At 37.4% G+C, this 25,940-nt stretch carries 24 protein-coding genes; 17 read left to right on the top strand and 7 right to left on the bottom strand.

Going from position 1 to position 25,940, the window contains the following annotated elements; translation table 11 throughout:
* Positions 1-391: 391 nt before the first annotated feature.
* Together FW757_RS19185 and FW757_RS19190 are read right to left on the bottom strand one after the other, a co-directional pair.
* Positions 392-1,828, bottom strand: coding sequence for a sigma-54 dependent transcriptional regulator (locus FW757_RS19185; protein WP_149981502.1), 1,437 nt, complete (start codon positions 1,826-1,828; stop codon positions 392-394).
* Positions 1,829-1,991: 163 nt separating this feature from the next.
* Positions 1,992-2,777, bottom strand: coding sequence for a flagellin N-terminal helical domain-containing protein (locus FW757_RS19190; protein WP_446441579.1), 786 nt, complete (start codon positions 2,775-2,777; stop codon positions 1,992-1,994).
* 210 nt (positions 2,778-2,987) lie between these two features.
* Between FW757_RS19190 and pseB the strand changes: the two genes are divergently transcribed.
* Genes pseB through FW757_RS19205 form a run of 3 tightly spaced genes read left to right on the top strand, consistent with a single transcriptional unit; the run spans position 2,988 to position 6,333 of the window.
* On the top strand, positions 2,988-3,989 hold the full coding sequence (pseB, locus tag FW757_RS19195; protein WP_149981506.1) for a UDP-N-acetylglucosamine 4,6-dehydratase (inverting): 1,002 nt from the start codon (positions 2,988-2,990) through the stop codon (positions 3,987-3,989).
* A complete protein-coding gene (gene pseC, locus FW757_RS19200; protein ID WP_182718186.1) occupies positions 3,986-5,140 on the top strand; it encodes a UDP-4-amino-4,6-dideoxy-N-acetyl-beta-L-altrosamine transaminase in 1,155 nt (384 codons plus the stop codon). The genes pseB and pseC overlap by 4 nt, the downstream gene beginning before the upstream one ends.
* Positions 5,141-5,196: 56 nt before the next feature.
* The gene (locus FW757_RS19205) at positions 5,197-6,333 is read left to right on the top strand and encodes a Gfo/Idh/MocA family protein (RefSeq protein ID WP_446441580.1); all 1,137 of its coding nucleotides are present in this window, start codon (positions 5,197-5,199) and stop codon (positions 6,331-6,333) included.
* Between the two features lie 5 nt (positions 6,334-6,338).
* Here FW757_RS19205 and FW757_RS19210 read toward each other — a convergent pair whose 3' ends face one another.
* From FW757_RS19210 to pseI, 5 genes are read right to left on the bottom strand one after another with little or no spacing between them, the layout of a single operon-like run.
* Positions 6,339-7,865: a class I adenylate-forming enzyme family protein gene (locus tag FW757_RS19210; protein ID WP_446441581.1), complete on the bottom strand. Its 1,527-nt coding sequence runs from the start codon at positions 7,863-7,865 to the stop codon at positions 6,339-6,341.
* A complete protein-coding gene (locus tag FW757_RS19215; RefSeq protein WP_182718189.1) occupies positions 7,855-9,438 on the bottom strand; it encodes a hypothetical protein in 1,584 nt (527 codons plus the stop codon). The genes FW757_RS19210 and FW757_RS19215 overlap by 11 nt, the downstream gene beginning before the upstream one ends.
* Before the next feature lie 2 nt (positions 9,439-9,440).
* A complete protein-coding gene (locus FW757_RS19220; RefSeq protein ID WP_076923517.1) occupies positions 9,441-9,683 on the bottom strand; it encodes an acyl carrier protein in 243 nt (80 codons plus the stop codon).
* Positions 9,683-10,771 carry an FkbM family methyltransferase gene (locus tag FW757_RS19225; protein ID WP_182718190.1) on the bottom strand — a complete coding sequence of 363 codons (1,089 nt, stop codon included), beginning with the start codon at positions 10,769-10,771 and terminating at the stop codon, positions 9,683-9,685. Before FW757_RS19225 ends, FW757_RS19220 begins: the two co-directional genes overlap by 1 nt.
* A complete protein-coding gene (gene pseI / locus FW757_RS19230; protein ID WP_182718191.1) occupies positions 10,768-11,817 on the bottom strand; it encodes a pseudaminic acid synthase in 1,050 nt (349 codons plus the stop codon). The genes FW757_RS19225 and pseI overlap by 4 nt, the downstream gene beginning before the upstream one ends.
* Before the next feature lie 186 nt (positions 11,818-12,003).
* Here pseI and FW757_RS19235 point away from each other — a divergent pair, with 186 nt between their 5' ends.
* The 14 genes from FW757_RS19235 to FW757_RS19300 all read left to right on the top strand — a co-directional run bounded on the left by FW757_RS19235 (position 12,004) and on the right by FW757_RS19300 (position 25,911).
* The gene (locus FW757_RS19235; RefSeq protein ID WP_076923520.1) at positions 12,004-12,729 is read left to right on the top strand and encodes a cytidylyltransferase domain-containing protein; all 726 of its coding nucleotides are present in this window, start codon (positions 12,004-12,006) and stop codon (positions 12,727-12,729) included.
* A gap of 68 nt (positions 12,730-12,797) precedes the next feature.
* The gene (locus FW757_RS19240) at positions 12,798-13,745 is read left to right on the top strand and encodes an NAD-dependent epimerase/dehydratase family protein (protein ID WP_182718192.1); all 948 of its coding nucleotides are present in this window, start codon (positions 12,798-12,800) and stop codon (positions 13,743-13,745) included.
* Complete coding sequence (locus FW757_RS19245; RefSeq protein WP_182718193.1) at positions 13,742-14,350, top strand: SIS domain-containing protein; 609 nt, start codon at positions 13,742-13,744, stop codon at positions 14,348-14,350. Before FW757_RS19240 ends, FW757_RS19245 begins: the two co-directional genes overlap by 4 nt.
* Positions 14,350-15,624, top strand: coding sequence for a hypothetical protein (locus FW757_RS19250; protein WP_182718194.1), 1,275 nt, complete (start codon positions 14,350-14,352; stop codon positions 15,622-15,624). The genes FW757_RS19245 and FW757_RS19250 overlap by 1 nt, the downstream gene beginning before the upstream one ends.
* Before the next feature lie 3 nt (positions 15,625-15,627).
* Entirely contained in the window at positions 15,628-16,623 is a 996-nt protein-coding gene (locus tag FW757_RS19255; protein WP_182718195.1) for a GDP-mannose 4,6-dehydratase, read from the top strand.
* A complete protein-coding gene (locus tag FW757_RS19260) occupies positions 16,601-17,293 on the top strand; it encodes a class I SAM-dependent methyltransferase (protein WP_253188782.1) in 693 nt (230 codons plus the stop codon). The genes FW757_RS19255 and FW757_RS19260 overlap by 23 nt, the downstream gene beginning before the upstream one ends.
* Positions 17,293-18,249: a thiamine pyrophosphate-dependent dehydrogenase E1 component subunit alpha gene (locus FW757_RS19265; RefSeq protein ID WP_169019240.1), complete on the top strand. Its 957-nt coding sequence runs from the start codon at positions 17,293-17,295 to the stop codon at positions 18,247-18,249. The genes FW757_RS19260 and FW757_RS19265 overlap by 1 nt, the downstream gene beginning before the upstream one ends.
* Positions 18,239-19,294: an alpha-ketoacid dehydrogenase subunit beta gene (locus tag FW757_RS19270; protein ID WP_076923526.1), complete on the top strand. Its 1,056-nt coding sequence runs from the start codon at positions 18,239-18,241 to the stop codon at positions 19,292-19,294. Before FW757_RS19265 ends, FW757_RS19270 begins: the two co-directional genes overlap by 11 nt.
* A complete protein-coding gene (locus FW757_RS19275) occupies positions 19,294-20,064 on the top strand; it encodes an SDR family oxidoreductase (RefSeq protein ID WP_145239465.1) in 771 nt (256 codons plus the stop codon). The genes FW757_RS19270 and FW757_RS19275 overlap by 1 nt, the downstream gene beginning before the upstream one ends.
* The gene (locus FW757_RS19280; RefSeq protein WP_076923528.1) at positions 20,065-21,843 is read left to right on the top strand and encodes a thiamine pyrophosphate-binding protein; all 1,779 of its coding nucleotides are present in this window, start codon (positions 20,065-20,067) and stop codon (positions 21,841-21,843) included.
* Entirely contained in the window at positions 21,843-22,691 is an 849-nt protein-coding gene (locus FW757_RS19285) for an FkbM family methyltransferase (protein ID WP_145239468.1), read from the top strand. The genes FW757_RS19280 and FW757_RS19285 overlap by 1 nt, the downstream gene beginning before the upstream one ends.
* Positions 22,692-22,694: 3 nt before the next feature.
* Positions 22,695-23,750 (top strand): alcohol dehydrogenase catalytic domain-containing protein, encoded by a 1,056-nt coding sequence (locus FW757_RS19290; protein ID WP_182718196.1) that lies wholly within the window; start codon positions 22,695-22,697, stop codon positions 23,748-23,750.
* The gene (locus FW757_RS19295) at positions 23,747-25,195 is read left to right on the top strand and encodes a PfkB family carbohydrate kinase (protein ID WP_182718197.1); all 1,449 of its coding nucleotides are present in this window, start codon (positions 23,747-23,749) and stop codon (positions 25,193-25,195) included. Before FW757_RS19290 ends, FW757_RS19295 begins: the two co-directional genes overlap by 4 nt.
* Positions 25,192-25,911: a nucleotidyltransferase family protein gene (locus FW757_RS19300; protein ID WP_446441582.1), complete on the top strand. Its 720-nt coding sequence runs from the start codon at positions 25,192-25,194 to the stop codon at positions 25,909-25,911. The genes FW757_RS19295 and FW757_RS19300 overlap by 4 nt, the downstream gene beginning before the upstream one ends.
* The last annotated feature ends 29 nt before the right edge of the window (positions 25,912-25,940 follow it).

Here is a 25,940-nt window from a genome sequence, read left to right on the forward strand (position 1 = left end):
GTGCTAGGTGCTAGAAAATCTTCTCTTTGCGCAATTAATCTTGTAGGCGCGGGTTTATCCCGCGCAATTAAAATGTATTCACAAAGAGGTTAAGAGTGCGCTGCGCTTATGAGGTAAAAAAAAGTATCAGATTTTAGGGTATTCGAAGCTCATTGCTCGAAGCCCGTGGCATTTTTTCTTCTCATTTACCCTCATTGTTTTCTCTTTGTGCAAAAAGTTTTTAGTGATTTATTCACTACAGCCCCCCCCCGAATTAAAGACGGTGTGCGCGTCAGCAAGCTTAACGCCTACGAGTAATGACGAAACCCATTCTACAGGTGTAATCTCCATCGTGCTTGGTTAATTTCTGCCTAAAACCTGCTACCTGACACCTAAAACCTGCTCTTAGCTGTTAATCTCGTGATAGGTTATATTTTTTCATTTTTTCAACTAAGGTTGTGCGGCGTACACCCAAGATCTCCGCAGCACGCGCTACGACATAATCATAACGCTCTAAGGCCTGAGTGATCAGGCTAATTTCCAGCTCAGCTAAATAATCTTTTAGCTCAATCCCTTCGTCGGGTAAAAGGTCTGCTGATGGCTGAATTGCTTCAACTTCTGGCTCATCGTCGTAATCACTAAAACCAGTACTGAAAATATCATTGAAAGCATCACGCTCCATAAGCTCTTCGGGATATTGTGGTTCATAAGCATCAACTTCAATATAACGATATTTTGCTGGTAGATCGGGAATATCAACCACTTTATCTGGCAACATGATCACCATACGCTCAACTAAGTTCGCTAACTCGCGAATATTCCCCGGCCATGTGTGCTCTTTTAAACTATCAATTGCCCGCTCAGTAAACTTAGCGGTAGTACCACTTTGCTCATTAATACGGCGCATTAACTCTTTTAATAATAATGGAATATCATCAGCACGTTCTGCAAGAGATGGGTTTTCGATAGGAAAAACATTGAGTCGATAATATAGATCTTCGCGGAAACTTCCTTGCTCTATCATTTGTTCAAGATCACGGTGTGTTGCAGCAATCACCCGCACATCGGCTTGAATTGGTTTTGTACCACCAACCCGCTCATAGCTGCGCTCTTGTAACACTCGTAATAACTTTACTTGCATTTGTAGCGGCATATCGCCAATTTCATCTAAAAAAAGCGTCCCACCTTGGGCAAGTTCAAAGCGGCCTTTACGCGCTGAAATAGCACCAGTGAACGCGCCTTTTTCATGACCAAATAACTCACTTTCTAACAGCTCCGCAGGTATCGCCCCACAGTTAACGGGTACAAATGGCCCTGTATTACGTTTTGATAGTAAATGAACATTACGAGCAACCACTTCTTTACCAGTACCTGATTCGCCTAAAATTAATACATTAGCGTCCGTTTTAGCAACTTGTTCAATTAAAAAGCGTACATCTTTAACCGCTTCAGTTTCACCAACTAAGCCATCAAAGGTTTTGTGCGGTTTTGCGTGTTTATGCTCATTTGGTAACATCCGTTGATACTGTTGGCAATCATGCAGTAATTGAGTCGTTACATCATGGTTAAAAGGTTCACAGATAAGGCCAACTACATTGGCAATGCTCAACAGTGGTTTAAGGGTTTCACCAATTAATAGAAATGGTATTGTTGGATGGCGCTTGATCACGCTTTCATGATCTAAGCTTTGCAATGCACCGAGGATCACCATACATGATTGCTTTTGGTATTTTTCACATTCTTGTTCAAGGCTTGCATCGTCAAGCAGTTGCACTGCCTCACCAATAAAGGTAAGCGCAGCATGTAAACCAATCGCACGATTATTATTATTGTCTAAAATCAAGATCATTATTTAGCGAACCACAGTTACTACAAGCTATTAATAATTTAAATTGTAAGCGAGTTTGACAGGGATGCAAGCACAAAGCGGCAGTTTTTTGACATAGATGCCAAAAAACAGACACTAAGCTAATTGCAAGTAATACTTAAGAATTACTGTTTTATCATAGCCGTTATAATAACCCTAAAATAGATTCAGCCGATTGGTTAGCTTGGCCACGCAGTGCTATTGACGCTTGAGCTAAAATATCATTTGATACCTGCTGTGAAACCGCCTGAGCATAATCGGTATCTTGAATTCGACTTTGGCTCGCGGCAATACTTTCTTGCTGAGTACCCAGGCCTTTAATAGTGCTAGCCAATGTATTTTGAAAAGCACCAAGTTCAGCACGCTGGGCGTTAATTTCGTCCGCCGCTTGGTCACTAATATCAATTGCAGCTTGTGCACCTGCTTGAGTAGAAATATCAATTGTTGATATTACTGATGCAAAACTACCATCCGAAGGAGTAACCGTTTGATTTGCATTCGCATCTGGACCAACTTGAAACGACACCGACTGACCATCAAACAAAGGTTTACCTGCAAAATTGGCATTTTCAAACGTCTCTGTAATCTGACTTTGTAATTGCACCACTTCTTCTTGCAAAGCAGCACGGTCATTATCATTTAATGCGCCATTACCTGCTTGAATAGATAATTCACGAATACGCGAGACAGCATCGTTGACACCCGACAAGTTTGACTCGGTCGCTTGCGAATAAGAAATACCATCATAGGCATTATTCACCGCTTGGCTGTAACCGTCTTGCTGGGAGGTTAACCGATCTATAATTTGCAATGCCGCGGCATCATCTGCCGCAGAGTTGACTTTTTTACCCGTAGCAAGTTGCTCTGCAAGCTTGTTACTGGTTTGCTGTGTTTGGTTTAAAAAACTAGTTGCTGGTGATTGAATTTTCATAACAGGCTCCGACACGCTGATTGGTTAAATTATAGCTTAATTTGCCAAATTTTGCACTTTGTACCATTGTTTAATTAAATTAACTTGGCATCGTGCTTGCTAACCTACTCTGTTAATAGGTAAAGTACTGAGCAGTGTATTAAATTTCACTTTTTGCGTATTTAATTTTTTACTATAACTACGCCAATGATAAATAACTTGGGTAAAACTATGTTCGATAACAAAACAATTTTAATTACCGGTGGTACCGGATCATTCGGTAAAAAATACGTAAAAACGTTACTTGAGCGATACAAGCCAAAAAAAATAATTATTTTCTCTCGTGATGAGTTAAAACAATTTGAAATGCAGCAAGACTTTGATCAACCATGTATGCGTTACTTTATCGGTGATGTACGCGACAAAGACCGCTTACGCCGTGCAATGCGTGGAGTAAATTACGTTATTCATGCTGCAGCTCTTAAACAGGTCCCTGCCGCAGAATATAACCCGATGGAATGCATCAAAACTAACATTAATGGTGCTGAAAATGTCATTGATGCTGCCTTAGACAATAATGTTGAAAAAGTCATTGCGCTTTCTACTGATAAAGCAGCCAACCCAATTAATTTATATGGTGCGACAAAATTAGCATCCGATAAATTGTTTGTTGCCGCTAATAATATTGCCGGTGGTAATCGCACCACATTTTCAGTTGTTCGCTACGGTAATGTAGTCTGCTCGCGCGGTTCAGTAGTGCCTATTTTCCAAAAGTTTATTGATCAAGGCCGCGACCATATCCCTATCACCCATGAAGAAATGACCCGCTTTTGGATCAGCCTTCAGCAAGGTGTTGATTTCGTTTTAACTAACTTTGAGAGGATGTTAGGGGGAGAAATTTTTGTTCCCAAGATCCCATCAATTCGTATTACTGATTTAGCAACAGCAATGGCACCAAACCTGCCACAAAAAAATATCGGTATTCGCCCGGGCGAAAAATTACATGAGGTGATGTGCCCTTCTGATTTGTGTTTTGATACCTACGAATTTGATGATCATTTTGTGATTGCACCTGGCATTAAATTTAGTAGTCGCAGCAATAATTTTGATACAAATGCATTAAATGAGTGCGGTAGGAAAGTTGAGATCGGATTTGAATATAGTTCTTTAAGTAACCCCCACTTCTTAACGATAGAAGAAATAGCAGCTTTTAATATTCAGGCACTTTTATGATCCCATATGGAAAGCAATCTATTGACCAAGCAGATATTGATGCGGTACTCAATGTCTTACAATCTGACTGGCTCACGCAAGGTCCTAAAGTACCCGCATTTGAAGCTGGCATTGCTAGTTACTGTAAAGTAAAGCATGGCATTGCAGTAAATAGTGCAACATCGGCGTTACATATCGCATGCCTAGCATTAGGCGTTGGAGAAAACGATATAGTCTGGACATCTCCTATTTCTTTTGTAGCATCAAGTAATTGCGCACTTTATTGTGGTGCTAAGATTGACTTTGTTGATATTGACTTAGATACCGGCAACATGTCGATTAAGGAACTTGAGCAGAAGCTGATCCTAGCAGAAAAAAATAACTGCTTACCTAAAGTTGTAATACCGGTACACTTGGCGGGTCAATCATGTAATATGCAAGCCATTCATCAGCTCGCTACTAAATATGATTTTAAAATTATCGAAGATGCCTCTCACGCCATTGGTGCTAAATATTTAGATAAGCCTGTTGGTAATTGTGAGTTTTCAGATATTTGCGTATTCAGCTTTCATCCTGTGAAAATCATCACGTCAGCTGAAGGCGGTATGGCGGTTACAAATGATGATAATTTAGCAAAGCGTTTAAAAAGATTAAGAAGCCATGGGATCACATCAGATGAAAGTGAAATGACCGATGCAAGCCATGGGCCTTGGTACTATCAGCAAATCGAGCTTGGCTTTAATTATCGAATGACTGATTTACACGCAGCGTTAGGGCTTAGCCAACTAAGTAAAGTTGACGAATTTATTAAGCAGCGACATCACCTTGCTAAAATATATGATACACATCTTAATTTAAATTTGGTTCGTCCATTGCAACAAATTGATACCTGTTATTCCGCTTATCACTTGTACATAATTCAACTTAATAATAGCGATGCAACTCGTCATAAAAACGCTGTAACTCAGCTTCGAGCAGTAGGGATCATTGGCCACGTTCATTATATTCCAATACATTTACAGCCATACTATCAAGCTCTAGGCTTTAAGGCTGGTGATTTCCCTAATGCTGAAAAATATTATCAAGGTGCTATCACCCTTCCTCTTCATCCATCGTTGAAAGAGCAAGAAGTGCATTTTATACTGAACACTCTACAGCAAATCTTAAATTAAAGTTTTCAACCTTTTTGACGATATAAACATATTATTTAATGAACCTTGAGGCAACTATGTTACAAACTCACCCGACTTTCAAACTTGCTTTTATTGGCGGGGGTAACACGTCAGCTGTTGGCTATGTACACTTTTGCGCAGCTCACATGGATCATAAATTTCAAGTTGTTGCCGGTGCCTTTTGTCGTAATCAAGACAATAATCAAGCTACAGGTATTCATTGGGGGATCCCAGCAGAATGTGTTTACGCAGATTGGAAAGAAATGGTCGAAGCTGAAAAGGGTCACATTGATGCTTTTGTAGTGCTCACTCCAACACCGCATCATTTAGAAGTTTTACAGTATTTATTCGAAAAAAAATTACCCGTAATCTGTGAAAAAGCGATGGTTTGTGGACCACGAGAAATTGCAATTCTTCGCCCTTATTATGATCCAAAGAAACAATTTTTAGCTGTTACTTTTAACTACAGTGGCTATGCAATGGTACGTGAGTTAAAGCATTTAATAAATTCAGGAAAGCTGGGAACAATTCAAAAAATTCATTTAGAAATGCCGCAAGAAGGCTTTCGCCGCCCCCCCGATATCGCGGGAAAAACATCACAACCGCAGGCGTGGCGTCTGCGAGATGCTGAAGTACCAACCATTTGCTTAGATTTAGGTGTTCACCTTCATCACCTAAGTAGCTTTTTATTGGGTGAGGAACCAACTCACACATTAGCCGAATTTAGTAACCACTCTCAATATGCTAATTTAGTCGATGACGTACAAATGCTAGTAAAGTATGCCAGTGGCGTCAAAGGCAGCATGTGGATGTCAAAAACGGCTATTGGTCATCGTAACGGTTTACAGATCAGAGTGTATGGAGATACCGGAAGTGCTAAATGGTTACAGCTCAACCCCGATGAGTTAGAACTAAATTTTAATGATGGTAGGCGAGAGATATTAGACCGAGCGGGTCAGTGCGACTACGCCCACCAATTTAGATATAACCGCATGAAACCAGGCCATCCCACTGGTTTTGTAGAAGCATTTGCAAACTTATACAGCGACATCGCTGAAGATTTACAATGTTTTCAACTAGGGCAAAAAAATAACCAACCATACGTATTTGGTTTAGAACACGCCGCAGATGGCTTAAAGTTATTTGCTGCTGCCAAACGTTCGACACAAACACTTGGCTGGGAAAGCGTGTAATACGCTTAATTACAACTCTCTAGATATGCCTGCTTGATACTCGGTTTATGGATTTTACCCATTTCGGTTTTTGGCAGTCTTTTCATCTCAAACAAAATTCGCGGTTGCTGATAGTCAGTAAGTTCTTTGAATAAATGCATTTGCAACTGCATTTTTGCATTCACTGGCGCAGTATCATTACAAACAAAAGATAATAAAATGACTTCTCCAAATTTATCATCACTTACTCCAAAAGCCGCACACTCAGCAATCCAAGGTAAGTAATTAGTTACCAACTCAATATCGCTCGGGTAAACATTGATCCCGCCCGATTTAATAACTTCTTTTGTTCGACCAACATAATAAAGATAATTATCATCATCCAAATAACCAAGGTCACCAGTAAAAAAATAACCATCACTGTCGTAACTCTGCGCAGTTTGCTCTGGTAAGTTATAATATTGTGCAAACGCAGTTGGTGAGCGACAAGCTATTTCACCGATATTACCATTAGACAAAGTATTACGTTCAGCATCACATATTTTTATTTTCAGATTTGGTAAAGGCTTACCTACACTATTGATCGGTACATTCGGCTCGGTTATATCAAAATCACTGATCACCCCCATTTCTGATGCCCCATAACATTCATGAAAACGGCAATTCAAGGCTAATAACAGTAACTTTTTGTCGTCGCATTCAAGCGTTGCAGAAGATGATACAACACACTTCAAGCTTGTTAACTGCGCTTTTGCTAACTCTGGGATCAAGGCCTTTAGTTGACTTGAAACAGCAAATAAAAAACTAATTTTATGAGTATTGATTGCATCAAGCCAAGCATTAACTGAAAACTTGGGTAAAATAACTACACTTGCGCCCAACATTAGTGGCATCAGTAAAGAGCGCTGTGCAAGTGAATGATATAAAGGTGTTGAAACCAACACAACATCGCTTTTATCTAATTGGTAATACTGAGCCGTCGCATAAAATGCGCGAACAATTTTAGTCGCTTGAGTAAATACTATTGGCTTAGGTTGACCAGTAGAACCTGAAGTCATGGTAAGAATATAAGGTAAATTGATATTTTCTACTGGAAACTCATCATATTGCGCCGTGGATGCAGACATTACATTGACCAAATCAATCAAGTTATCACTATTGCCACCTATCGTAATTATATTGTCGGTAGCTAAAACATCATTATTAACAAGTTGTTCAGCCACACTTATCCATGCTATAGCATACTCGCAATCAGCTACTTGTAACGCTTTTGATAAAGCCTGTCCTTTAAGAGTTAGTGGTAATGGCGCAAGCGCAATACCCAGCTTAGCCGCAGCTAATAAACAATATGTAAACTCGAGGTTATTTGGACAAAATAACGCAACTTTATGTCCTTGCTTAATTCCTAACTGAGTCAGGCCAGCAGCTAAAGAATCAACCTTATTTATTAGTTGTTGGTAGTTAATTTGGGTCTGTTGATATATACACGCAATTTTCTCAGGTTGAGTAACCGTATGTGATTGAACAAGCTGGTATATATTTTTATTGTGCATTTGGGTCCCACATTACAAAATTAAACTGCTCATCGGCCAAAGGAAATAACTGTTGCGTTACTTTATATTCTTTTGAATGTATTGGTATTGCCACAAATCCCATATAGCTATTTAGCAAATTTACAAATTTGTTGTCTTTGTGGATCACCGCAAGCCAAATAGCATTGGGATGACTCGCTTTACAAAACTCAAGTTGCCATTGTAAGGCGATCATAGCTATGGGCAAGGAAAGATCTTGATTACAAGAAAACCAGCCGCCATATAAATACTTATCTTTATATAAATTATGCCAGATATACAAACTTTGAGATTGCCTACTGCCTTCTCGCTCTGTAATCACAAAGTTAAAACGTGATTGATTAAACCACCATAAATAATGTTCCAATGGCTTAATAGCATTCTGCACAGTCATTCTCACGCTATTGCTAGGTAAGTTTCTAGCCGATAAATAACTATTTATATGGGTATCATCAACTTGGCAAACAACCAAATTATCTGTTAATTCAGTCTTTACTTCGCAGTGCTGCTCAGCAATAGCAAAACAATTTGTTGATATCTTCTCACCGACAAGAGCTTTAGCTATTCGCCGTGCCCCCTCGCCATCAACCGATACTTTTCTTTTGGCTACCAGCAATTGTAATCTTGGTAATTGACTAAGAGCGATATCAATTAACTCTCCTAATCGCAAAAAATCATCAATAGAAACATCATTAATATGGAGGTAGTGACCTAACCACTCCAAGATATCAATATCATTAGTCTGGTTATCCTCAAGAGAAAAAGTAATCGCTGGTGTTTTAGTCGCAGCACATTCATAAAAAGAGGTGCCTAATGCACCCACAAAAAGTGAGGCTCTTTCATAATACTCTTTCAGGCAAGTTACATTCTCTAAAATATTAATATTTGGAAACTCTTGCCCAATAGCATACATAGTATCTTTATTCGTTGCATAGGGACCTACCACTATATCAAAAAGAACATTTGCTTGAATGGCTCTTGGTAATCCATCAAAGATTCTTTTTAGAATAAAAAGATCACCACCGCCACCTAATGAAAATAAAACTCGAACGGGAAGATCTGACTCCGAAGAGTGCTTTTCAACGGTACGATATGTGGGATCTAAAATACAATAATTCGGGCCTAAAAGACGAACGCAATCAGTCGGTACTAGCGATTCATAACGGCTCTTTGTATTCGGTCCTACCCATTTATAATCAATCAAAAAATCGCAAGTATGTTGTCGCTCGTTATCATCAATAACGGTTAAGGTAAAACCGGATTTCTTTATCAACTGCTCGTATTCATGCGGTAAAGTATAACTATCAACTATTAAATGCGATAAACTATTCTGATGCATATAATTAATTGTTAAAAGTGCGTCCTCTTCATAATTTTGCCAATGAACATCAGCCACTTTAAAATCTGCATACAGCGTTTGGCTAAACTGACATAAATCATCAAGAATTATGTGGACACCTAATTGATGCTGTTTTAATGCAGAAGCCAAATGTTTCATTCGCATTAAATGACCAATGCCATTGTCTTGCTTATTAGTGATACGAATTGCAAACATAATTATTGCTTTGCCATAACCATATCAACAAATCCACTCACATAATTCGTCTTTGGATCAAGCAATTCCTGAGGTTCAATTTTTATACCGAAAGTCAATTCAATCTGCATTACTAATGTCAGAATCTCAAATGAATCCAAAGCTATATCATCCTTGAATGAAAGCTCTAAAATATTATCAATATCAACAGCGCAACCTCTGTCTGTAAAAAACTGATATAAAAAGTTAATAAGTTGATTTTTCATTAATGAGAACCTTTTGGAATACAATACAAAACGGTGCTTAACCCTAAATGTTCATGTACTCGTAAATACATATCGTAATTAGGCTGCAATTGATCGATAAATTGAGGGAGTTCCCATAAATCTTTCGGTTTATGGTAAACACAAATAGCTAGCACAGGCTGTTGGGTTTGAATTAAACTTTTGGCACCTTCAAGAGCAGCTAATTCGGCCCCCTCTATGTCCATTTTTATATAGTTTATATCCATAGCTTGACAAGTTGAGTCTAAATCAACAACAGATACTGAAGAATCATTTATAACTTCACTTTGTATAATATTGCTGGAGCTTGTTTGCCCTTGATTAAAATTAAGTAAATCAACACATTTCCAAACCCCCGAAGGGAATGCTTGAAAAGAAATTTCAGGATTATTTTTCTTTAGCCTGTTTTGTGTATTTGTAAGTGTTTGATAATTATTTGTATCGGGTTCAAATGAGGAAATATGCTCAAGTGTTATAATATTTTTTTTATGAAGTTCTACAAACGCCTCTACTGTATCCCCAGTATAAGCACCACAATCGATAAAACGAATTGGTGATTGAAAATTGAAAGGTATATCATCTGGGAAGTACTCAATTTTTCTATCCGGTTCAGGGTAGTCATCAATAGAAAGGGATGCCCTAAAAGCACACAATTTATCTAATATATTTTTACTTTTATCATCCCCCAAACGCGCTCGTAACCACTTAATACTTGGTAAATTCAACATATCATGATGACTTGTGCGCATCCATAAATGCTCTAGCTGTGCATATTCCTTAAACACTTCTGGGAACTCTCGTGCAGCCTCAAAAAAGCCAAGAACATTATTATAACCGAGCTCTTGTAGGCGCTCTTTGATTTGCCCTCTATTAGAGTTAACTAACGGCGTTACAGCAACAATGACTGTCATATTACGATCAGCTGTATGCTCATCAAAAATAGGTAAATTATACTTCATCTGGCTAACTAAACGTTGATCGATCCACCCATTAACTTGTAGCTTTTGCTTTACTAAAATTCTATAAAAACATTCTCCAAAATGACCCGCTCCGTAAATTAGATAGTTCATTTAATCGCTCCAACGTGATGCCAAGTCAAAGGCATACCTTTTTTAATCGCTTTCGTTGCGAGTCTGCCCGTTATAAATCCTAAATCCTTTGGCATCAGCTCACCTACACCAGGCCTTAGATTGACCACATTCTCTTTGTTCAAAACTTCACCAGCAGCAATATCCCTCACTGCAAATAGGCAACGCCTTGCTTTACTGGGCTCACTAGGGAAATGTACACTGCCAATAGCCAACTCAACTTGCCTAACTCCTTGAACTAAATCTTCAAGTTCATCTGGTGTCATGGAAAAAAAGCTATCAGCCGTTTCATCTTCTTTACTCATCACAAAATGCTTTTCTATAATTGTCGCCCCCATAGCTACAGAGGCGACAGGTATATGGTTACCTAATGTGTGATCCGATAAGCCTATTGGTACTTTAAAAACATCTGCTAAATGAGGGATTGTTTTTAAATTAATGCTTTGCGGGGGAGCTGGGTAGCTACTTGTACATTTCAATATAGCTAAATCTGTTACTCCTGCTTGGTGAGCAACTTTCACAGCTTCGTCAATCTCAGCAAGCGTTGCTCCACCTGTTGACATAATCACCGGCTTTCCAGTCGCAGCAACTTTTCGAATGAGGTCATGATCGATCAACTCTGGCGAAGCTATTTTATATGCAGGTGAATCAAAAGATTCCAATAAATCGACTGCAGAATCATCAAATGGTGAAGAAAAAATAGTGATACCGATTTCATTCGCCAGCTGAATTAAAGGGGCGTGAAAATCCCATGGCATATATGCCCCTTCGTATAAATCATATAAATATTGTCCTTGCCATGGACCTGTTGCTTCAAAATGCGGTAATTTACAATCCATTGTTAAAGTATCTGCGCGGTAAGTTTGTAACTTTATCGCATCAGCTCCGGCCTCTTTTGCGGCTCTAACTAACGCTTTCGCCTGCTCTAAATTTTGACCATGGTTTGCTGACATTTCGGCAATAATATACACAGGATGACCTGGCCCAATTTTTCTACCATCGATGGTAATTTCAGAATTAAACGCCATTTGCGCCCCTTAAATTGCACTGTCAAAAAATCATTAAATCAAAGCAAATTTCATACCTAATTATCTACAATAGCTTACAATTTGATAAACTATATTGATCCAAAAGGATTTTAACTTTTAAGTTATGTGCAAGAGTGTAATGATTTGCTATATTTATCTCAATAATAATTACGATTACCAGTGACCATGTCTGATGTATTAATAATAATTCAAGCACGTATGACATCAACCAGATTGCCTGCCAAAGTGATGTTGCCGCTGTGTGGCAAACCAGTGTTACAAATTATGCTTGAACGCTTACCAAACTGGCACGATCAAATCATTGTCGCAACAACTAATGATGGCACTGAGCAGCCTATCTTGGATTTATGCACACAGCTGAATATTAAAACCTACCAAGGGGATACACAAGACGTACTAAGCCGCTATTATCTGGCTGCTAAACATTATAATGCTCAATCATCTACAACCATAGTTAGGCTAACGAGTGATTGTCCACTGATTGATGAAGAGCTATGTAACAAAGTGATTAATGAAAGAGTGACTCAAACCTATGACATGGTTAATTTAGGTCCTCATAGTGGTTACCCTAGAGGACTTGACTGCTGCGCATTTTCATTTGATTTACTAGAGAATACCCATCTAAAAGCAACATCACCGGACGATCGTGAGCATGTTACGTTAGGCATGGCAAAATTTAATACTATAACGACTCACACATTCAGTGCGTATGAAGATTATAGCCACTTTCGCCTAACACTTGATGAACCAGACGATTACAAAGCAATTACCGCTGTTTATGAGCATTTTTTGAATAAAGTAGATTTTTCCTATAATGATTTAATAAAAACATTAAAGGAAAACCCTCACATCACCGATATAAATAAACATGTAGAGCAAAAATCTACTTAAGTTAGGCATAATAATTGTATGTCATTGAACATTATATTTATGACTACCAAAGAATTAGAGAATATTAAATGAATCCAAAAACAATATTAGTTACCGGTGCAACTGGCTATAAAGGAACTGTACTGGTTCCAAAACTACTGGCTTTAGGCCATCGCGTAATCGCGTTTGACATCCAATGGTTTGGTAATTTTTTGCCCTCTCATGACAACCTCTCAGTCATTAAAGGTGACGTACGCGACACTGATACGATTAACTTAGACGGTGTGGATTCTATTATTCATCTTGCTTCTATCGCAAACGATCCCTGTGGTGATTTAAACCCTAAATTAACATGGGAAGTGAGTGCGTTAGCAACTATGCGCTTAGCCGATAAAGCAAAGCGCTGTGGAATAAAACAGTTTATTTATGCGTCATCGGGTAGCGTATACGGCGTTAAAGATGAAGAGCAAGTAACTGAGGACTTAACGCTTGAGCCTATTTCTGAATACAACAAAACGAAAATGGTTGCAGAGCGTGTACTTCTTAGTTATGCCGACGACATGGCGGTACAAATTGTACGCCCAGCAACTGTATGCGGTTTATCTAAACGAATGCGCTTAGATGTTTCTGTCAATATGCTGACAATGCAAGCTCTAAAAAATGGAAAAATCACAGTGTTTGGCGGCGATCAAGTCAGACCAAATATTCATATTGACGATATTACTGATCTCTATATTTATATGCTGGATAATCCAGAGAAAGTCTCTGGTGTCTTTAATGCAGGGTTTGAAAATATCTCAATTATGGATATAGCAAAAATGGTACAGGCTAAAATAGCATGTGAGATTGAGGTTACTCCTTCAAATGACCCTCGTTGTTACCGTATTAATTCAGATAAGTTACTATCTAGCGGTTTTACACCCAATAAAAATGTCGACACAGCCATTACCGAAATTATTACAGCTTACAAACAAGACTTACTTAAAGATGAAGACCATTTTTACAACCTTAAATGGATGCAAAGAGAAGTTTTATGACTAACAACCAATCTGCAACCACTATAGCCAAGGATTCAGTGAAAAAACTGACAACAAACTATGTGAACACCCTAACGGATGTATTAAAACAGTTAGATAGTGAACAAGTTAAGAGTCTTGTTGATACCTTACTTACTATGAAGGCAAATAACGGCACTTTATATTTATGTGGCAATGGCGGCTCAGCAGCAAATGCAATCCACCTTGCAAATGACTTTACATTTGGTATTAGCCCAGAAGGTAATGCATTAAAAGTTGAAGCATTACCAGCAAACAGCTCTGTTTTAACTTGCCTAGGCAATGACATTGGTTATGAAAATATTTTTGCACATCAGCTAAAAGTTAAAGCAAACAGCAATGATATTTTACTTGTTTTATCTGGTAGCGGTAACTCTGAAAATATAATTAGAGCGACTCAACAAGCACTCGACATTGGCATGAAAACAGTGGGCATTTTAGGATTTTCTGGCGGTAAAGTTAAGCCGATGCTTGACCAAGTTTTCCATTTCGAAGTCCAAGATATGCAGATATCAGAAGATACTCAAGTTATTGTCGGGCATATCTTAATGAAAGCTCTATACAATGCATTACGTGAGGCTAATTAATGACCACCATTGTCTACGGAATTACAGCCTCAACAGAAATGTTTATCCGATCAGAATATAATACTGACAATAATATTTTTGCTTGTACAAATGGTGGCGAATCATACAAAGGCACGCCTGCAAAATCATTAGAAGAATTATCAAAACTAGAAAAAAAACAAACGCTCCAAGTAGTAATTTGTTCTGAATTTGTCTTTGATATCTTACAATCTTTAAATAAAATTGGTATTACCACTAATCAATGTTCTTTTTTTAACCACATGAGCGGTAAGCTCATTCCTTGTATACAAATGCAATTTGCTATTGATACTAAATCAACGTTATATGCTTTTTATGATCTCTCTTATAATTTGCCCTGCTTTGATGTAACTACTTTTATCGTTTTAGCTGAAATAGAACGAAAAAAACAAAATAAAAAAAATATTCAATTTGTAATTATCCCTAGCCATAGTGACGATACTCCAGGATTAAATGTATATCACGATAACGTTGATGCTAAATGGCGTATCGAAAAGGTTATTAAACCCATGTTTAATTGTCTTGCCTCATGCATAGGTATTGATCAGCCGATTTCGCAAAGTAGCCTTGTATACTATAAAAGCTTGAACCCTAGCATATATCCAAATAACTACTTTCAAAACCCTAGACAAGCAGCTGGAGATTTTAAATTATTAAAATCTTATGCCGAGCAAAATATTAAATTAAGTAACTTAGCACCTCCACAACAAGCTTATACTATTGTTAATGACTTCATAAGACATAACGTGGGCAAAAAAAAGCTAATAACAATTACATTGAGAGAATATTGGGCAAATTCCGAGCACAGAAATAGCAATACAACGGCATGGCTTGATTTTGCATTATCACTAGACCTCAATGAATACTTTCCGCTAATTATTAGAGATACTTATAAAGTAAGTGAGCCCCTTGAAGAAAAATATCAATCGCTTACAACGTATCCCCTTGCAGCTGTAGATTTAAGTATCAGGCTCGCCTTATACCATGAAGCGTATATAAATATGGGTGTTGACAGTGGTCCTCTTTATCCGATTAGCTATCTTGAAGGGGCTCGCTCAATCATTTTTAGATGGTGTTCGAATGATATTCCAAATCTATCAGACAGAACAAATAGCATGCACGGCTTTGAAGTTGGAAAAAATCATTACTTTAATGATAATGAATTTCAAATAAATGCATGGATGGATGATTCATTTGAAAATATTCAAACTCAATTTTCTCTTCTTGAGAATAAAATAAATAAGGCGGCAATCTAAACTATGAATGACTCATCAATTTTAGTTTTAGGAAGCAATTCATTTTCGGGAGCATCATTTTGTGCGCATATGCTAAAAAATGAGCAGCAAATTATTGCTGTTAGTCGCTCACCAGAACCTAATTCAGCATTACTCCCATATAGTTGGCAAAAAAATGCAGATAAATTGCAATTTAGTCAACTGGATATAAATCATCATCTGCAAAAAATTATTGATATTGTTAAACAAAAAAAAATTAAAAAAATATATAACTTTGCAGCCCAGAGTATGGTTGGTCAAAGCTGGCAATATCCAGAACATTGGTTTATGACTAACACTGTTTCAACGATCAAGTTACACAATTCTCTCCGACAATTAGATTTCCTTGAAAAATACATCCATATATCAACTCCCGAAGTTTATGGTAGTTGTAACGGATTAGTACCAGAGCATACTAATTATCAACCCAGTACACCATATGCAGTCTCCCGTGCTGCTGCAGATATGAGTCTACATACATTTGCAGATGTTTATGACTTTCCAGTGGTATTTACACGAGCTGCCAATGTTTATGGTGAAGGCCAACAGCTTTATCGCATAATCCCTCGTACTATTTTATATGCCCTACTAGGCAAAAAATTACAGCTGCATGGCGGAGGGCATTCAACACGATCATTTATACATATTGACGATGTATCTTCAGCGACACAACTTATTGGCGAAAAGGGTAAAAATGGTGATATTTACCATATTTCAACAGATAAAATGATCTCTATTCGAGTACTCGTTGAAACAATCTGCAATATGCTTAAGCTCCCATTTGAACAAGTGTGCCAATCGACTGAAGATCGATTAGGAAAAGATGCAGCATATTTATTAGACACAAAAAAAATTCGCTCCGAGCTAAATTGGCAAGATTCTATTTCATTAGAAAACGGCTTAGAACGAACAATTTATTGGATGAAGCAAAATTTAGATGTACTCGCCAAGCAAGAACATGACTATATTCACAAACCTTGAGGTAATCATGATAGGACAAGAAATAGATTTACTAAAAAATTACCCTAAGTCTAAGCGTGATCTTTCTGGTAGATTAGAAGCCAAAAGTGAAGCAGTTAGAGCTATAGCGCGCCAATTTGACGAGGAATTCTTTGATGGTGATAGAGAGCACGGCTATGGTGGTTTTAACTATCATTCAAGATTTTGGCAGCCAGTCGTGCCTGACTTTATTACGCACTTTGGCCTGCAAGAAAATAGCAGTTTATTAGACGTAGGCTGTGCAAAAGGATTTATGCTTTATGATATTTTACAACAGCTACCAACAATGACATTAAGTGGAATAGATATATCCCATTACGCATTAGACAATGCCAAACAGGAAGTAAAGCACTTATTACAACAAGGTTGCGCTACTAAATTACCTTTCGAAGACAATAGTTTTGATACTGTAATATCAATTAACACTATTCATAATTTAGATCTTAATAATTGTGCAAAAGCACTGCAAGAAATAGAGCGAGTTTCTAAAGCTAAAGCATTTATTACTGTTGATGCATATAGAAATGAACAAGAAAAAGAACGCATGGAAGCCTGGAATCTAACAGCCAAAACAATGATGCATGTTGATCAGTGGAAAGAGTTTTTCAAAGATACAGGCTACACTGGCGATTTTTATTGGTTTATACCCTAATGAAAAAACTTGATGCATATTTTGAATCATTAAGAATTCGAAAAATAGAAGAAATGATAGCCTTACGCTACCCTGAGCAAGAAATGAGATGCCCAACACATCTGTCAATAGGTCAAGAGCTAGTACCTGTTGTTGTTTCTAATTTTTTATCTAAAGATGATAAGGCTTTCAGTTCACATAGAGCACATGCCCACTATCTAGCCAAAGGCGGATCATTAAAGAAAATGATAGCTGAATTATATGGCAAGGCGACAGGCTGCACAGGTGGCAGAGGTGGCTCTATGCACTTAACAGACTTGGATTGCGGTTTTATAGCTAGCACTGCAATTGTGGGTAATAGTATACCACTAGCGGTTGGCAGTGCGCTAAGTCAAAAACTACAAAATAGCAATTTTTTGACCGTAAGTTATTTTGGTGACGGTGCAACGGAAGAAGGCGCTTTTTACGAGTCGTTAAATTTTGCAGCAGTTAAATCTCTTCCTATATTATTCATATGTGAGAATAACCGCTATTCAGTGTATAGCCCATTAGAAGTTCGCCAGCCGGTTAATAGAAGCATTACGGATTTATCGCAATCAATTGGAGTTGAAAGCTTTCACGCTGATGGAAATCTTTTAATACCACTAACCCATGCCGTTGAGAGTGCTATTGAATATATTAGAAAGAATAATGCCCCAGCACTCTTAGAGCTTGATACATATCGTCACAGAGAGCATTGCGGTCCTAATTTTGATGATGACTTAAACTACAGAGCCGCAGGTGAAGTCAAAACATGGCTTGAAAAAGATCCGTTAAAATTATTATTCGCGGAACTATCAGCAGATCAACATTTCGAGAAAACTCATAACGAAATGATTATCAAAATAAAAAATGAAATAGAAGATGCTTTTCTTTTTGCTGAAAATAGCCCTTTTCCAAATCCACAGTTAAACGAAGAGTTTCTTTATGCAAAATAAAACAACAACATTCGCTGAAGAAATAAACCAAGCACAGCACTGTGCCATGGCTGAAGACGATAGCATGATTTGTATGGGATTAGGTATTAATGATCCAAAAGCTATTTTTGGTACAACTACAGGCTTACAATCAAAGTTTGGCTCAGACCGTGTCTTTGATATGCCAACATCTGAAAATGCAATGACGGGTGTAGGGATTGGCGCAGCTATTACTGGCACACGTGTATTAATGACCCATCAACGAGTCGATTTTTTCTTGCTTGCCATGGACCAACTTGTAAATAATGCCGCTAAGTGGCACTACATGTTTAATGGGCAAATGACTGTACCTTTAACAATACGTTTAATCATAGGTAGGGGTTGGGGTCAAGGACCCACTCATCAACAAAGCTTGCAATCATGGTTTGCACATATCCCTGGACTTAAAGTTGTTACTCCAAGCTTAACTGATAATGTAGGACAGCTACTTTATCAAAGTATAATGGATAATAATCCAACTATTTTCCTTGAACATCGATGGCTGCATAACCAAAACATCGACAAAGAAACGTGCGTCGATTACAACTCAAACATGCAAACAACGAGAGTCATCAAAGAAGGTGAAGATGTCACTATCATCGCTAATAGCTATATGCTCCTAGAAGCCATACACTGCCACAACTTCCTAAAAAAACAAGGTGTTAACTGCGAGGTAATTGAGGTATCTGAACCGACAAATATTGATTGGCAAACTATTTATAACTCTGTCAATAAGACTCAAACCTGCATATGCACTGATATAGGACATAACTCATTTTCTGTCTCTAGTGAAATTTCAGCAAAAATATATGAAGCATGCTTTACTTCCTTAAAAAAACCAATAAAACGAATAGCACTCCCCTCTTACCCTGAACCTACGAGCTTTGGATTAACAAAAAAATACTACAAAACCAGAACTGAGATTACTAAAGCTGTATCTGAACTCCTTGATAGGGAAATATTTATGACCGAAGATGTAGAATTTCCTCACGATGTTCCTGGTAACTGGTTTAAAGGCCCGTTTTAATGAATCGAGTATTAATTACAGGAATAAATAGTGGTATTGGGCAAGCACTTGCTGAGCGCTTAAGCCAAAATACGATTATTCACGGTACTTATCGAGGGCGAAAATCAAACTTAGATTTTGCTGAACTAACAAAAGTTGATTTTAGCTCACAAAAAAACGTTGACGATTGGTGCCATAAAACGAACTTTTCAATATATGATAGTATAATTTTTGTTCATGGCACACTCGAGCCAATCGGTTCTCTATCAGATTGCTCTTATGACGATTGGGAAAATGCATATAGAATTAATTACTTATCTATAGTGCAAGTGTTAAGTTCAGCAGTTCTAAAAATGAAATCAAACTGCAAAATCCTGACTTTTGCTGGCGGAGGCGTCAATAGCGCCCCGACGAAGTTCAACTCTTATATAAATGCGAAAGTAGCATTAATAAAAATGACTGAAGTTTTAGCTGCTGAATATCCCGATTTAATCTTTCTAAATGTTGGTCCTGGCTGGGTAGATACACCTATTCACCAACAAACACTCCACGCAAAAGAAATAGTGCCGGAAGCATATAAGGAAACAGCCAGAAGATATGAGGAAAATGACTTTGTGTCTATGCAACTGGTCATCGACTCCTTAATTTTTCTTCTTGATAATGCAAATAGTAAGTTTAGTGGACGAAACTATAGCATTGCATCCAAAGAAATTTTTCATGAGGATTTTTTGGAGTCTCTTGAAAACCCAAATATCTACAAATTGCGTAGACTCAATAAAGAGCATACATAAATGAAACTAACGGATTATATTGCATCTTACCTTGCTCAATTAGATATCAAGCATGTATTTGTTCTGCAAGGCGGTGCTGCTTTACATTTAATTGACTCAATTGAAAAACACCCTTCGCTTTCAGCTATTGCAATGCAACATGAGCAATCATGTGCGATGGCTGCTGATAGTTATGCAAAAACACACCATGTACTAGGCGTGACTATAGCCACATCAGGCCCAGGCGCTACAAATTTATTAACAGGTATCGCAAGCTCCTACTTTGACTCTGTAGCTACTTTACATATAACTGGAAATGTAGCTTCATTTAGGCAATCGCATAAATTAGGGGTTCGCCAATATGGTTTCCAAGAAACCGATATTGTTTCTATGGCAAAGCCAATAACAAAGTACGCAATACAATTAAAAAGACCTAATGACATTATCACTGTATTACCTGAAGCTATAAAAGCAGCATTAAGTGGCCGGCCAGGGCCTGTGTTAATAGATATTCCTGATGACTTTCAGCGAGAGATATTAGATATAAAAAAAATACCATTTGAAGCTTTTAATCAATCAACTGTAAACCATAAAGTAATTCAAGAAAACATATTTAATAACTTCATAGTGTCATTAAAACAAGCGAAAAAACCTTTATTTATTCTTGGTGCTGGGTGCCATAACTCAGCAGAACGGTTAATTTCACTTGCAACAAAACTAAAAATCCCCTTTCTATCGACTTGGCCGCTCAAAGGGATTGCAAATCATGATGACGAGCTAAATCTAGGGAATTTTGGAACTCATTCTTTACGTGGGAATAATATCGTTTTACAAAATTGCGATTTTATCATTTCTATTGGGTGCAGACTAGATTCAAAAGCCACAGCAAAATTAGATACCTTTGCACGTGAAGCTAAAATCGCAATGGTGGATATTGACCATAACGAAATAGAGAAATTTGCCCAATTAGGCAAAGTAATCAACTATCAATTTCCTGTATCTGTACAAGTTTTTTTAGATGCTTTTTCACTGCATTGTGAAGATTTAATTGAAATATTTAAAAATAACGATGTGTGGCTAAATTATATTACGGATGTCACACAAGAGTTTAACTACATACCTGAATATAATTACGGTGGTGTAAACCCATATTTAGCTGTTGAGTTGTTTAGTGGTGCTTTCTGTGATGACCAAAATATATGTGTGGATACAGGTACTTGCTTACCTTTAACTCTTGTCTACGGTAAAGAGAAAAAAGGCCAGCAGTATATTTCTTCATATAATAATACCCCCATGGGCTATGCTTTACCTGCATCGATTGGTGTTGCCCTAGCAAAAGAAAAAGAAGTATTTTGTATAGTTGGCGATGGTGGTTTGCAAATGAATATCCAAGAACTTTCAACGTTAAATCACTTGAAACTTCCAGTCATTATTATTGTATTTAACAATAGTGGTCATTGTATGATAAAACAAACCCAAGATGATTGGCTAGACTCAAATTATTTTTCTGCTGATTGTAATAATGGCTTGCCTCACATAAATTTTTCTGAAGTTGCTAAAGCTTATGGGATCGACTCTGAAAAAGTTGAAAATAATGAGCAATTAAAATTATTAGTAGAACGTTTACACCTTCGCATGGATCAAGAAGGGCCAAAGCTTATCGAATTAGTAATTAACCCAAACTTTAGATATGAACCGATTATCAAGTATGGCAATCCATTAGAGAATATGAGCCCTGAACTTGCTTACATAAAACAAAAAAAAGCTATGCTTATACCCAGTTTGAAGGAAAATCTATAATGATAAACTTACACCAAGAGCTGGTTATGCTAGCTAGGAATACACAATCACACGTACAATCAAGCAGTGATTACCAGCTTCTTAACAAAAAACTATCAAAAGTAATTGCCAGCGCTTATAACACGACATCAACACCAACATTTTTATTAACGGATAATATTACATTTTCTCTTCCGTATTACGATATGGGCAATATTAATACGACTCATTTATTTGGTATTGATGAGCTAATCATTTTAAGCTTTTACTTGAAAAATAAAAATAACTATAAGAATGTGTTAGATCTTGGCGCTAATATCGGTCTGCATTCAATAGTGCTGAGCTTATTAGATTATCAAGTTACATGTTTTGAAGCGGACCCTGAAACATTCCGCGTTTTAAAACAAAACCTAGAATTAAATAATTGTAAAAAGATTAAGCCAATAAATGAAGCCGCGGCAAGTTTTGATGGCAAAGCTGAATTTACACGAGTATGTGGAAACTTAACTGGAAGTCATTTGAGCGGCGCAAAAAGTAATCCCTATGGAGAGCTAGATAAATTTGAAGTTAAAGTTAATAACATAGGTAATATAGCTAAAGAATTTGACTTAATTAAAATTGATATTGAAGGTCAAGAAGCAGATGTATTAACTTCAATTTCTTCGGAGGACGCTTTAAAAATTGATTTTATGATGGAAATTAATGGCGAAAAAAATGCAAAAACTATTTTCGACTACAGTTTACAAGTCGGCTTAAATATTTTTCTTCAAAAAAATGATTGGAAAAAAGTGAACTCTCTTGCCGAATTACCCCTAAGTCATAGAGAAGGTAGTGTTTTCCTTTCTAGTAAAAATAAGATGCCTTGGTAAAATATGAATATTCCAACTTATTTTAAAGCAGGTGTATTAATAGATATAGAGCAGCCCCTTCAACTACTCGATTTAAAAATACCGTATTTGAAAGATAATCAAGTTCTGGTGAAAATGCATATGGCTGGCTTGTGTAGAAGCCAGCTGATGGAGAGTAAAGGCCTTAGAGGAGAAGACAAGTATTTGCCCCACTTAATGGGTCATGAAGGTGTAGGTGAAGTAATAGCAGTTGGCAATAGTGTTACCAAGGTTAAACAAGGAAATCGTGTCGTTCTTGGTTGGCTAAAAGGCAGTGGAATCGATTCCGGTGGGACACATATAATTAGCAAAGAGGGTCAAATTATCAATGCAGGTCCAGTTACGACTTTTTCAGAGTACTCTGTTATATCTGAGAATAGAGTAACCATTTGCCCTGAAGGTATTTCAAATGAGTTAGCTGTTTTACTCGGTTGCGCCCTCCCCACAGGAGCCGGTATGGTTCTTAACCAGATACAACCACACTCTAATAGTAATGTGATATTAATCGGACTAGGTGGTATAGGCATAAGTGCACTATTAATGCTTAAACATTTCAGACCAAAAAAAATCATAGTTGTAGATATTGAACAATCTAAATGTGACTTAGCACTACAACTAGGCGCCGATGAAGCTTATTTATATGAAGAAGCAAGCCTAGCTTTACTCAAAGAGCAACACCCTAACGGCTTTGATTATGCTATTGAGAGTGCTGGACTATGTGAAACCATAGAATTCGCTTTTAATAATATACATAACAGCGGTAAATGCTATTTTGCCTCACATCCAAAAACTGGCGATTTTATAAAGTTAGATCCTCATCAACTAATTTGTGGAAAGCAAATTTTTGGAACTTGGGGAGGTAATTGTAATCCAGACAAAGATTTAAAATCGATTGCAGATATTATTCAAAAACTTGAAATATCTATTAATTCTTTGATAAGCCATCGCTATTCTTTGAATCAAATCAATGAAGCAATATCGGCGCTCGAACGAAGAGAAATTACCAGAGCCATCATTACTTTTGAGAATATTGAAGTATGAATAAGCAAGTCCTTGTTCAAGGAAATTTTGACATTTTACACCCTGGCCACATTCGCTTACTTCGTTTTGCAAAAGAGTGTGGTGATAAACTAATTGTTGCTGTTAACAGCGACAAATCTATGGGGTTAAAGAGTCGGGTAAACGAACAACATCGCCTAGAGATGGTTCAATCCCTCGAATGTGTGAATGAAGCATTTTTATCAGATTTAACTCCAGCAGAAACCGTAAAGAGCCTCAAGCCTCATATTGTCGTGAAAGGTAAAGAGTTTGAAAGTAGGCACAATCCTGAGCATGCTCTTGTTGAAATGTACGGAGGAAAGCTTATTTTTGGCTCTGGTGAGTTCGAATCTAATTCCGAACAATATATTACAAGAACAATAAGCCATGGTCATAACTTTGATTATAAAAAATGCCAAAGTTATGCAACAAGGCATCAGTTTAATTATCAATCAATCAACACGGTATTTTCTCAATTTAGTGAAAACCGTGTTGCTGTAATTGGCGAAATAATCGTCGATGAATATATCCAAGGTACTGCGGTAGGCTTATCTCAGGAGGATCCTACCATAGTGATGACACCAGATAGAACGGATACATTTTTAGGCGGAGCAGCAATTACAGCAGGTCATATAAAAGGGCTAGGAGCTAATCAAGTTACGCTTTTCTCGGTACTTGGCAAAGATGATAAAGCTGATTACGTAAAAAATCATATTAACGCATACAATATTGATACTATACTTTTCGATGATGGCAGTCGCCCAACACCATTAAAATCACGATATAGAGCTGGCAATAAAACACTTCTAAGGGTCAATCAAGTTCGACAGCATAAAATTTCTAAAGAAATTCAAACAGATTTATACATGCAACTTGAAAGTAGTATTAACAACTTCGATTTACTGGTATTTTCTGATTTTAATTATGGATTATTACCTCAAACTCTGGTCGATAAAGTCATTGCTTTATGCAAAGAAAACAATGTACGTGTTGTCGCAGACAGCCAAACATCTTCTCAAGTTGGTGACATTGCCCGTTATAAAGATATGATGCTAATAACACCAACAGAAAAAGAAGTACGCGTAGCATTGAATAATATTGATGATGGTCTACCTATATTGGCCCAAAAACTTTGCGAAAAAGCAAATCCAACGTCTTTAGTTATTACCCTCGCAGGAGAAGGTATTTTTATCCATCTACCAGATCAAAACGGCCAATGGGAAAATGATATGCTTCCTGCGATTAACCGTAATGCGGTTGATCCTGCGGGAGCTGGTGATTGCTTCTTAGCTGCCAGTAGCCTGGCATTGTGCTCAGGTGCGACACCTTGGCAAGCTTTTTATATTGCAAGTATTGCAGCCGCTTGCCAAGTAGATACTCTCGGAAATCAGCCACTGTCCTTCAACACGCTACAGCAACGAGTACTGGAGTCATTCAAAAATATATGAAAGCAATATTGCTTGCAGCAGGGTTAGGCACTCGGTTAAAACCTTTGACTAATACAATTCCAAAATGTTTAGTGCCTATTAAAGGCAAGCCTTTATTGGCTTATTGGCTAGAAAAGCTCGATAAACTTGGTGTCAGCGACATACTCATTAATGTGCACTATTTCGCTGAACAAGTAGAAGAGTTTGTGTCAAAGTCCGAATACCGTAATAAAATAACAATCGTTAGAGAGAAAAAGTTACTCGGTACAGGCGGCACTTTGATTAGTAATAAAGAGTTTTGGCATTGTAGTCCCACAATGGTCATTCATGCTGATAACTATTGCGAAGATACCCTTACTAATTTTGTAGAAGCCCATTCAAAAAGGCCCAAAAAGTGTGATGCTACGCTTTTACTTTTTGAATCTGCTTCTCCCTCCTCATGTGGTATTGTTGAACTTGATTCAGACGCTTCAATCCAAAGGTTTCATGAAAAAGTATCCAATCCACCAAGTAACCTAGCAAGCGGGGCATTGTTTTTATTCTCCGCAGGAGTGTATGAAAAATACTTTTCACACTTTAAACAGGAAAGCTTCTATGAAATTAGCCACGACATGGTGCCTTTATTATTGGGCAATCTTTATAGCTATAAAACCCATCTGAGATATATAGATATAGGCACTCCACAAGCTTATAATAAACTTCAAACTGAATTGCTGGCTATCAACAAACCTGCTTAATATTAAGATAAATAAAAACTAGGATATAA

Source organism: Pseudoalteromonas sp. 1181_04 (assembly GCF_052850545.1).

Coding starts and splice junctions, on each gene's coding strand:
- FW757_RS19265 (WP_169019240.1), top strand. CDS start 17,293: ATGAAAAAACTTGATGCATATTTTGAATCATTAAGAATTCGAAAAATA.
- FW757_RS19245 (WP_182718193.1), top strand. CDS start 13,742: ATGACTAACAACCAATCTGCAACCACTATAGCCAAGGATTCAGTGAAA.
- FW757_RS19185 (WP_149981502.1), bottom strand. CDS start 1,828: ATGATCTTGATTTTAGACAATAATAATAATCGTGCGATTGGTTTACAT.
- FW757_RS19285 (WP_145239468.1), top strand. CDS start 21,843: ATGATAAACTTACACCAAGAGCTGGTTATGCTAGCTAGGAATACACAA.
- FW757_RS19210 (WP_446441581.1), bottom strand. CDS start 7,865: ATGCACAATAAAAATATATACCAGCTTGTTCAATCACATACGGTTACT.
- FW757_RS19260 (WP_253188782.1), top strand. CDS start 16,601: ATGACTATATTCACAAACCTTGAGGTAATCATGATAGGACAAGAAATA.
- pseB (WP_149981506.1), top strand. CDS start 2,988: ATGTTCGATAACAAAACAATTTTAATTACCGGTGGTACCGGATCATTC.
- FW757_RS19290 (WP_182718196.1), top strand. CDS start 22,695: ATGAATATTCCAACTTATTTTAAAGCAGGTGTATTAATAGATATAGAG.
- pseI (WP_182718191.1), bottom strand. CDS start 11,817: ATGGCGTTTAATTCTGAAATTACCATCGATGGTAGAAAAATTGGGCCA.
- FW757_RS19240 (WP_182718192.1), top strand. CDS start 12,798: ATGAATCCAAAAACAATATTAGTTACCGGTGCAACTGGCTATAAAGGA.
- FW757_RS19235 (WP_076923520.1), top strand. CDS start 12,004: ATGTCTGATGTATTAATAATAATTCAAGCACGTATGACATCAACCAGA.
- FW757_RS19225 (WP_182718190.1), bottom strand. CDS start 10,771: ATGAACTATCTAATTTACGGAGCGGGTCATTTTGGAGAATGTTTTTAT.
- FW757_RS19190 (WP_446441579.1), bottom strand. CDS start 2,777: ATGAAAATTCAATCACCAGCAACTAGTTTTTTAAACCAAACACAGCAA.
- FW757_RS19205 (WP_446441580.1), top strand. CDS start 5,197: ATGTTACAAACTCACCCGACTTTCAAACTTGCTTTTATTGGCGGGGGT.
- FW757_RS19250 (WP_182718194.1), top strand. CDS start 14,350: ATGACCACCATTGTCTACGGAATTACAGCCTCAACAGAAATGTTTATC.
- FW757_RS19280 (WP_076923528.1), top strand. CDS start 20,065: ATGAAACTAACGGATTATATTGCATCTTACCTTGCTCAATTAGATATC.
- pseC (WP_182718186.1), top strand. CDS start 3,986: ATGATCCCATATGGAAAGCAATCTATTGACCAAGCAGATATTGATGCG.
- FW757_RS19220 (WP_076923517.1), bottom strand. CDS start 9,683: ATGAAAAATCAACTTATTAACTTTTTATATCAGTTTTTTACAGACAGA.
- FW757_RS19255 (WP_182718195.1), top strand. CDS start 15,628: ATGAATGACTCATCAATTTTAGTTTTAGGAAGCAATTCATTTTCGGGA.
- FW757_RS19295 (WP_182718197.1), top strand. CDS start 23,747: ATGAATAAGCAAGTCCTTGTTCAAGGAAATTTTGACATTTTACACCCT.
- FW757_RS19270 (WP_076923526.1), top strand. CDS start 18,239: ATGCAAAATAAAACAACAACATTCGCTGAAGAAATAAACCAAGCACAG.
- FW757_RS19300 (WP_446441582.1), top strand. CDS start 25,192: ATGAAAGCAATATTGCTTGCAGCAGGGTTAGGCACTCGGTTAAAACCT.
- FW757_RS19215 (WP_182718189.1), bottom strand. CDS start 9,438: ATGTTTGCAATTCGTATCACTAATAAGCAAGACAATGGCATTGGTCAT.
- FW757_RS19275 (WP_145239465.1), top strand. CDS start 19,294: ATGAATCGAGTATTAATTACAGGAATAAATAGTGGTATTGGGCAAGCA.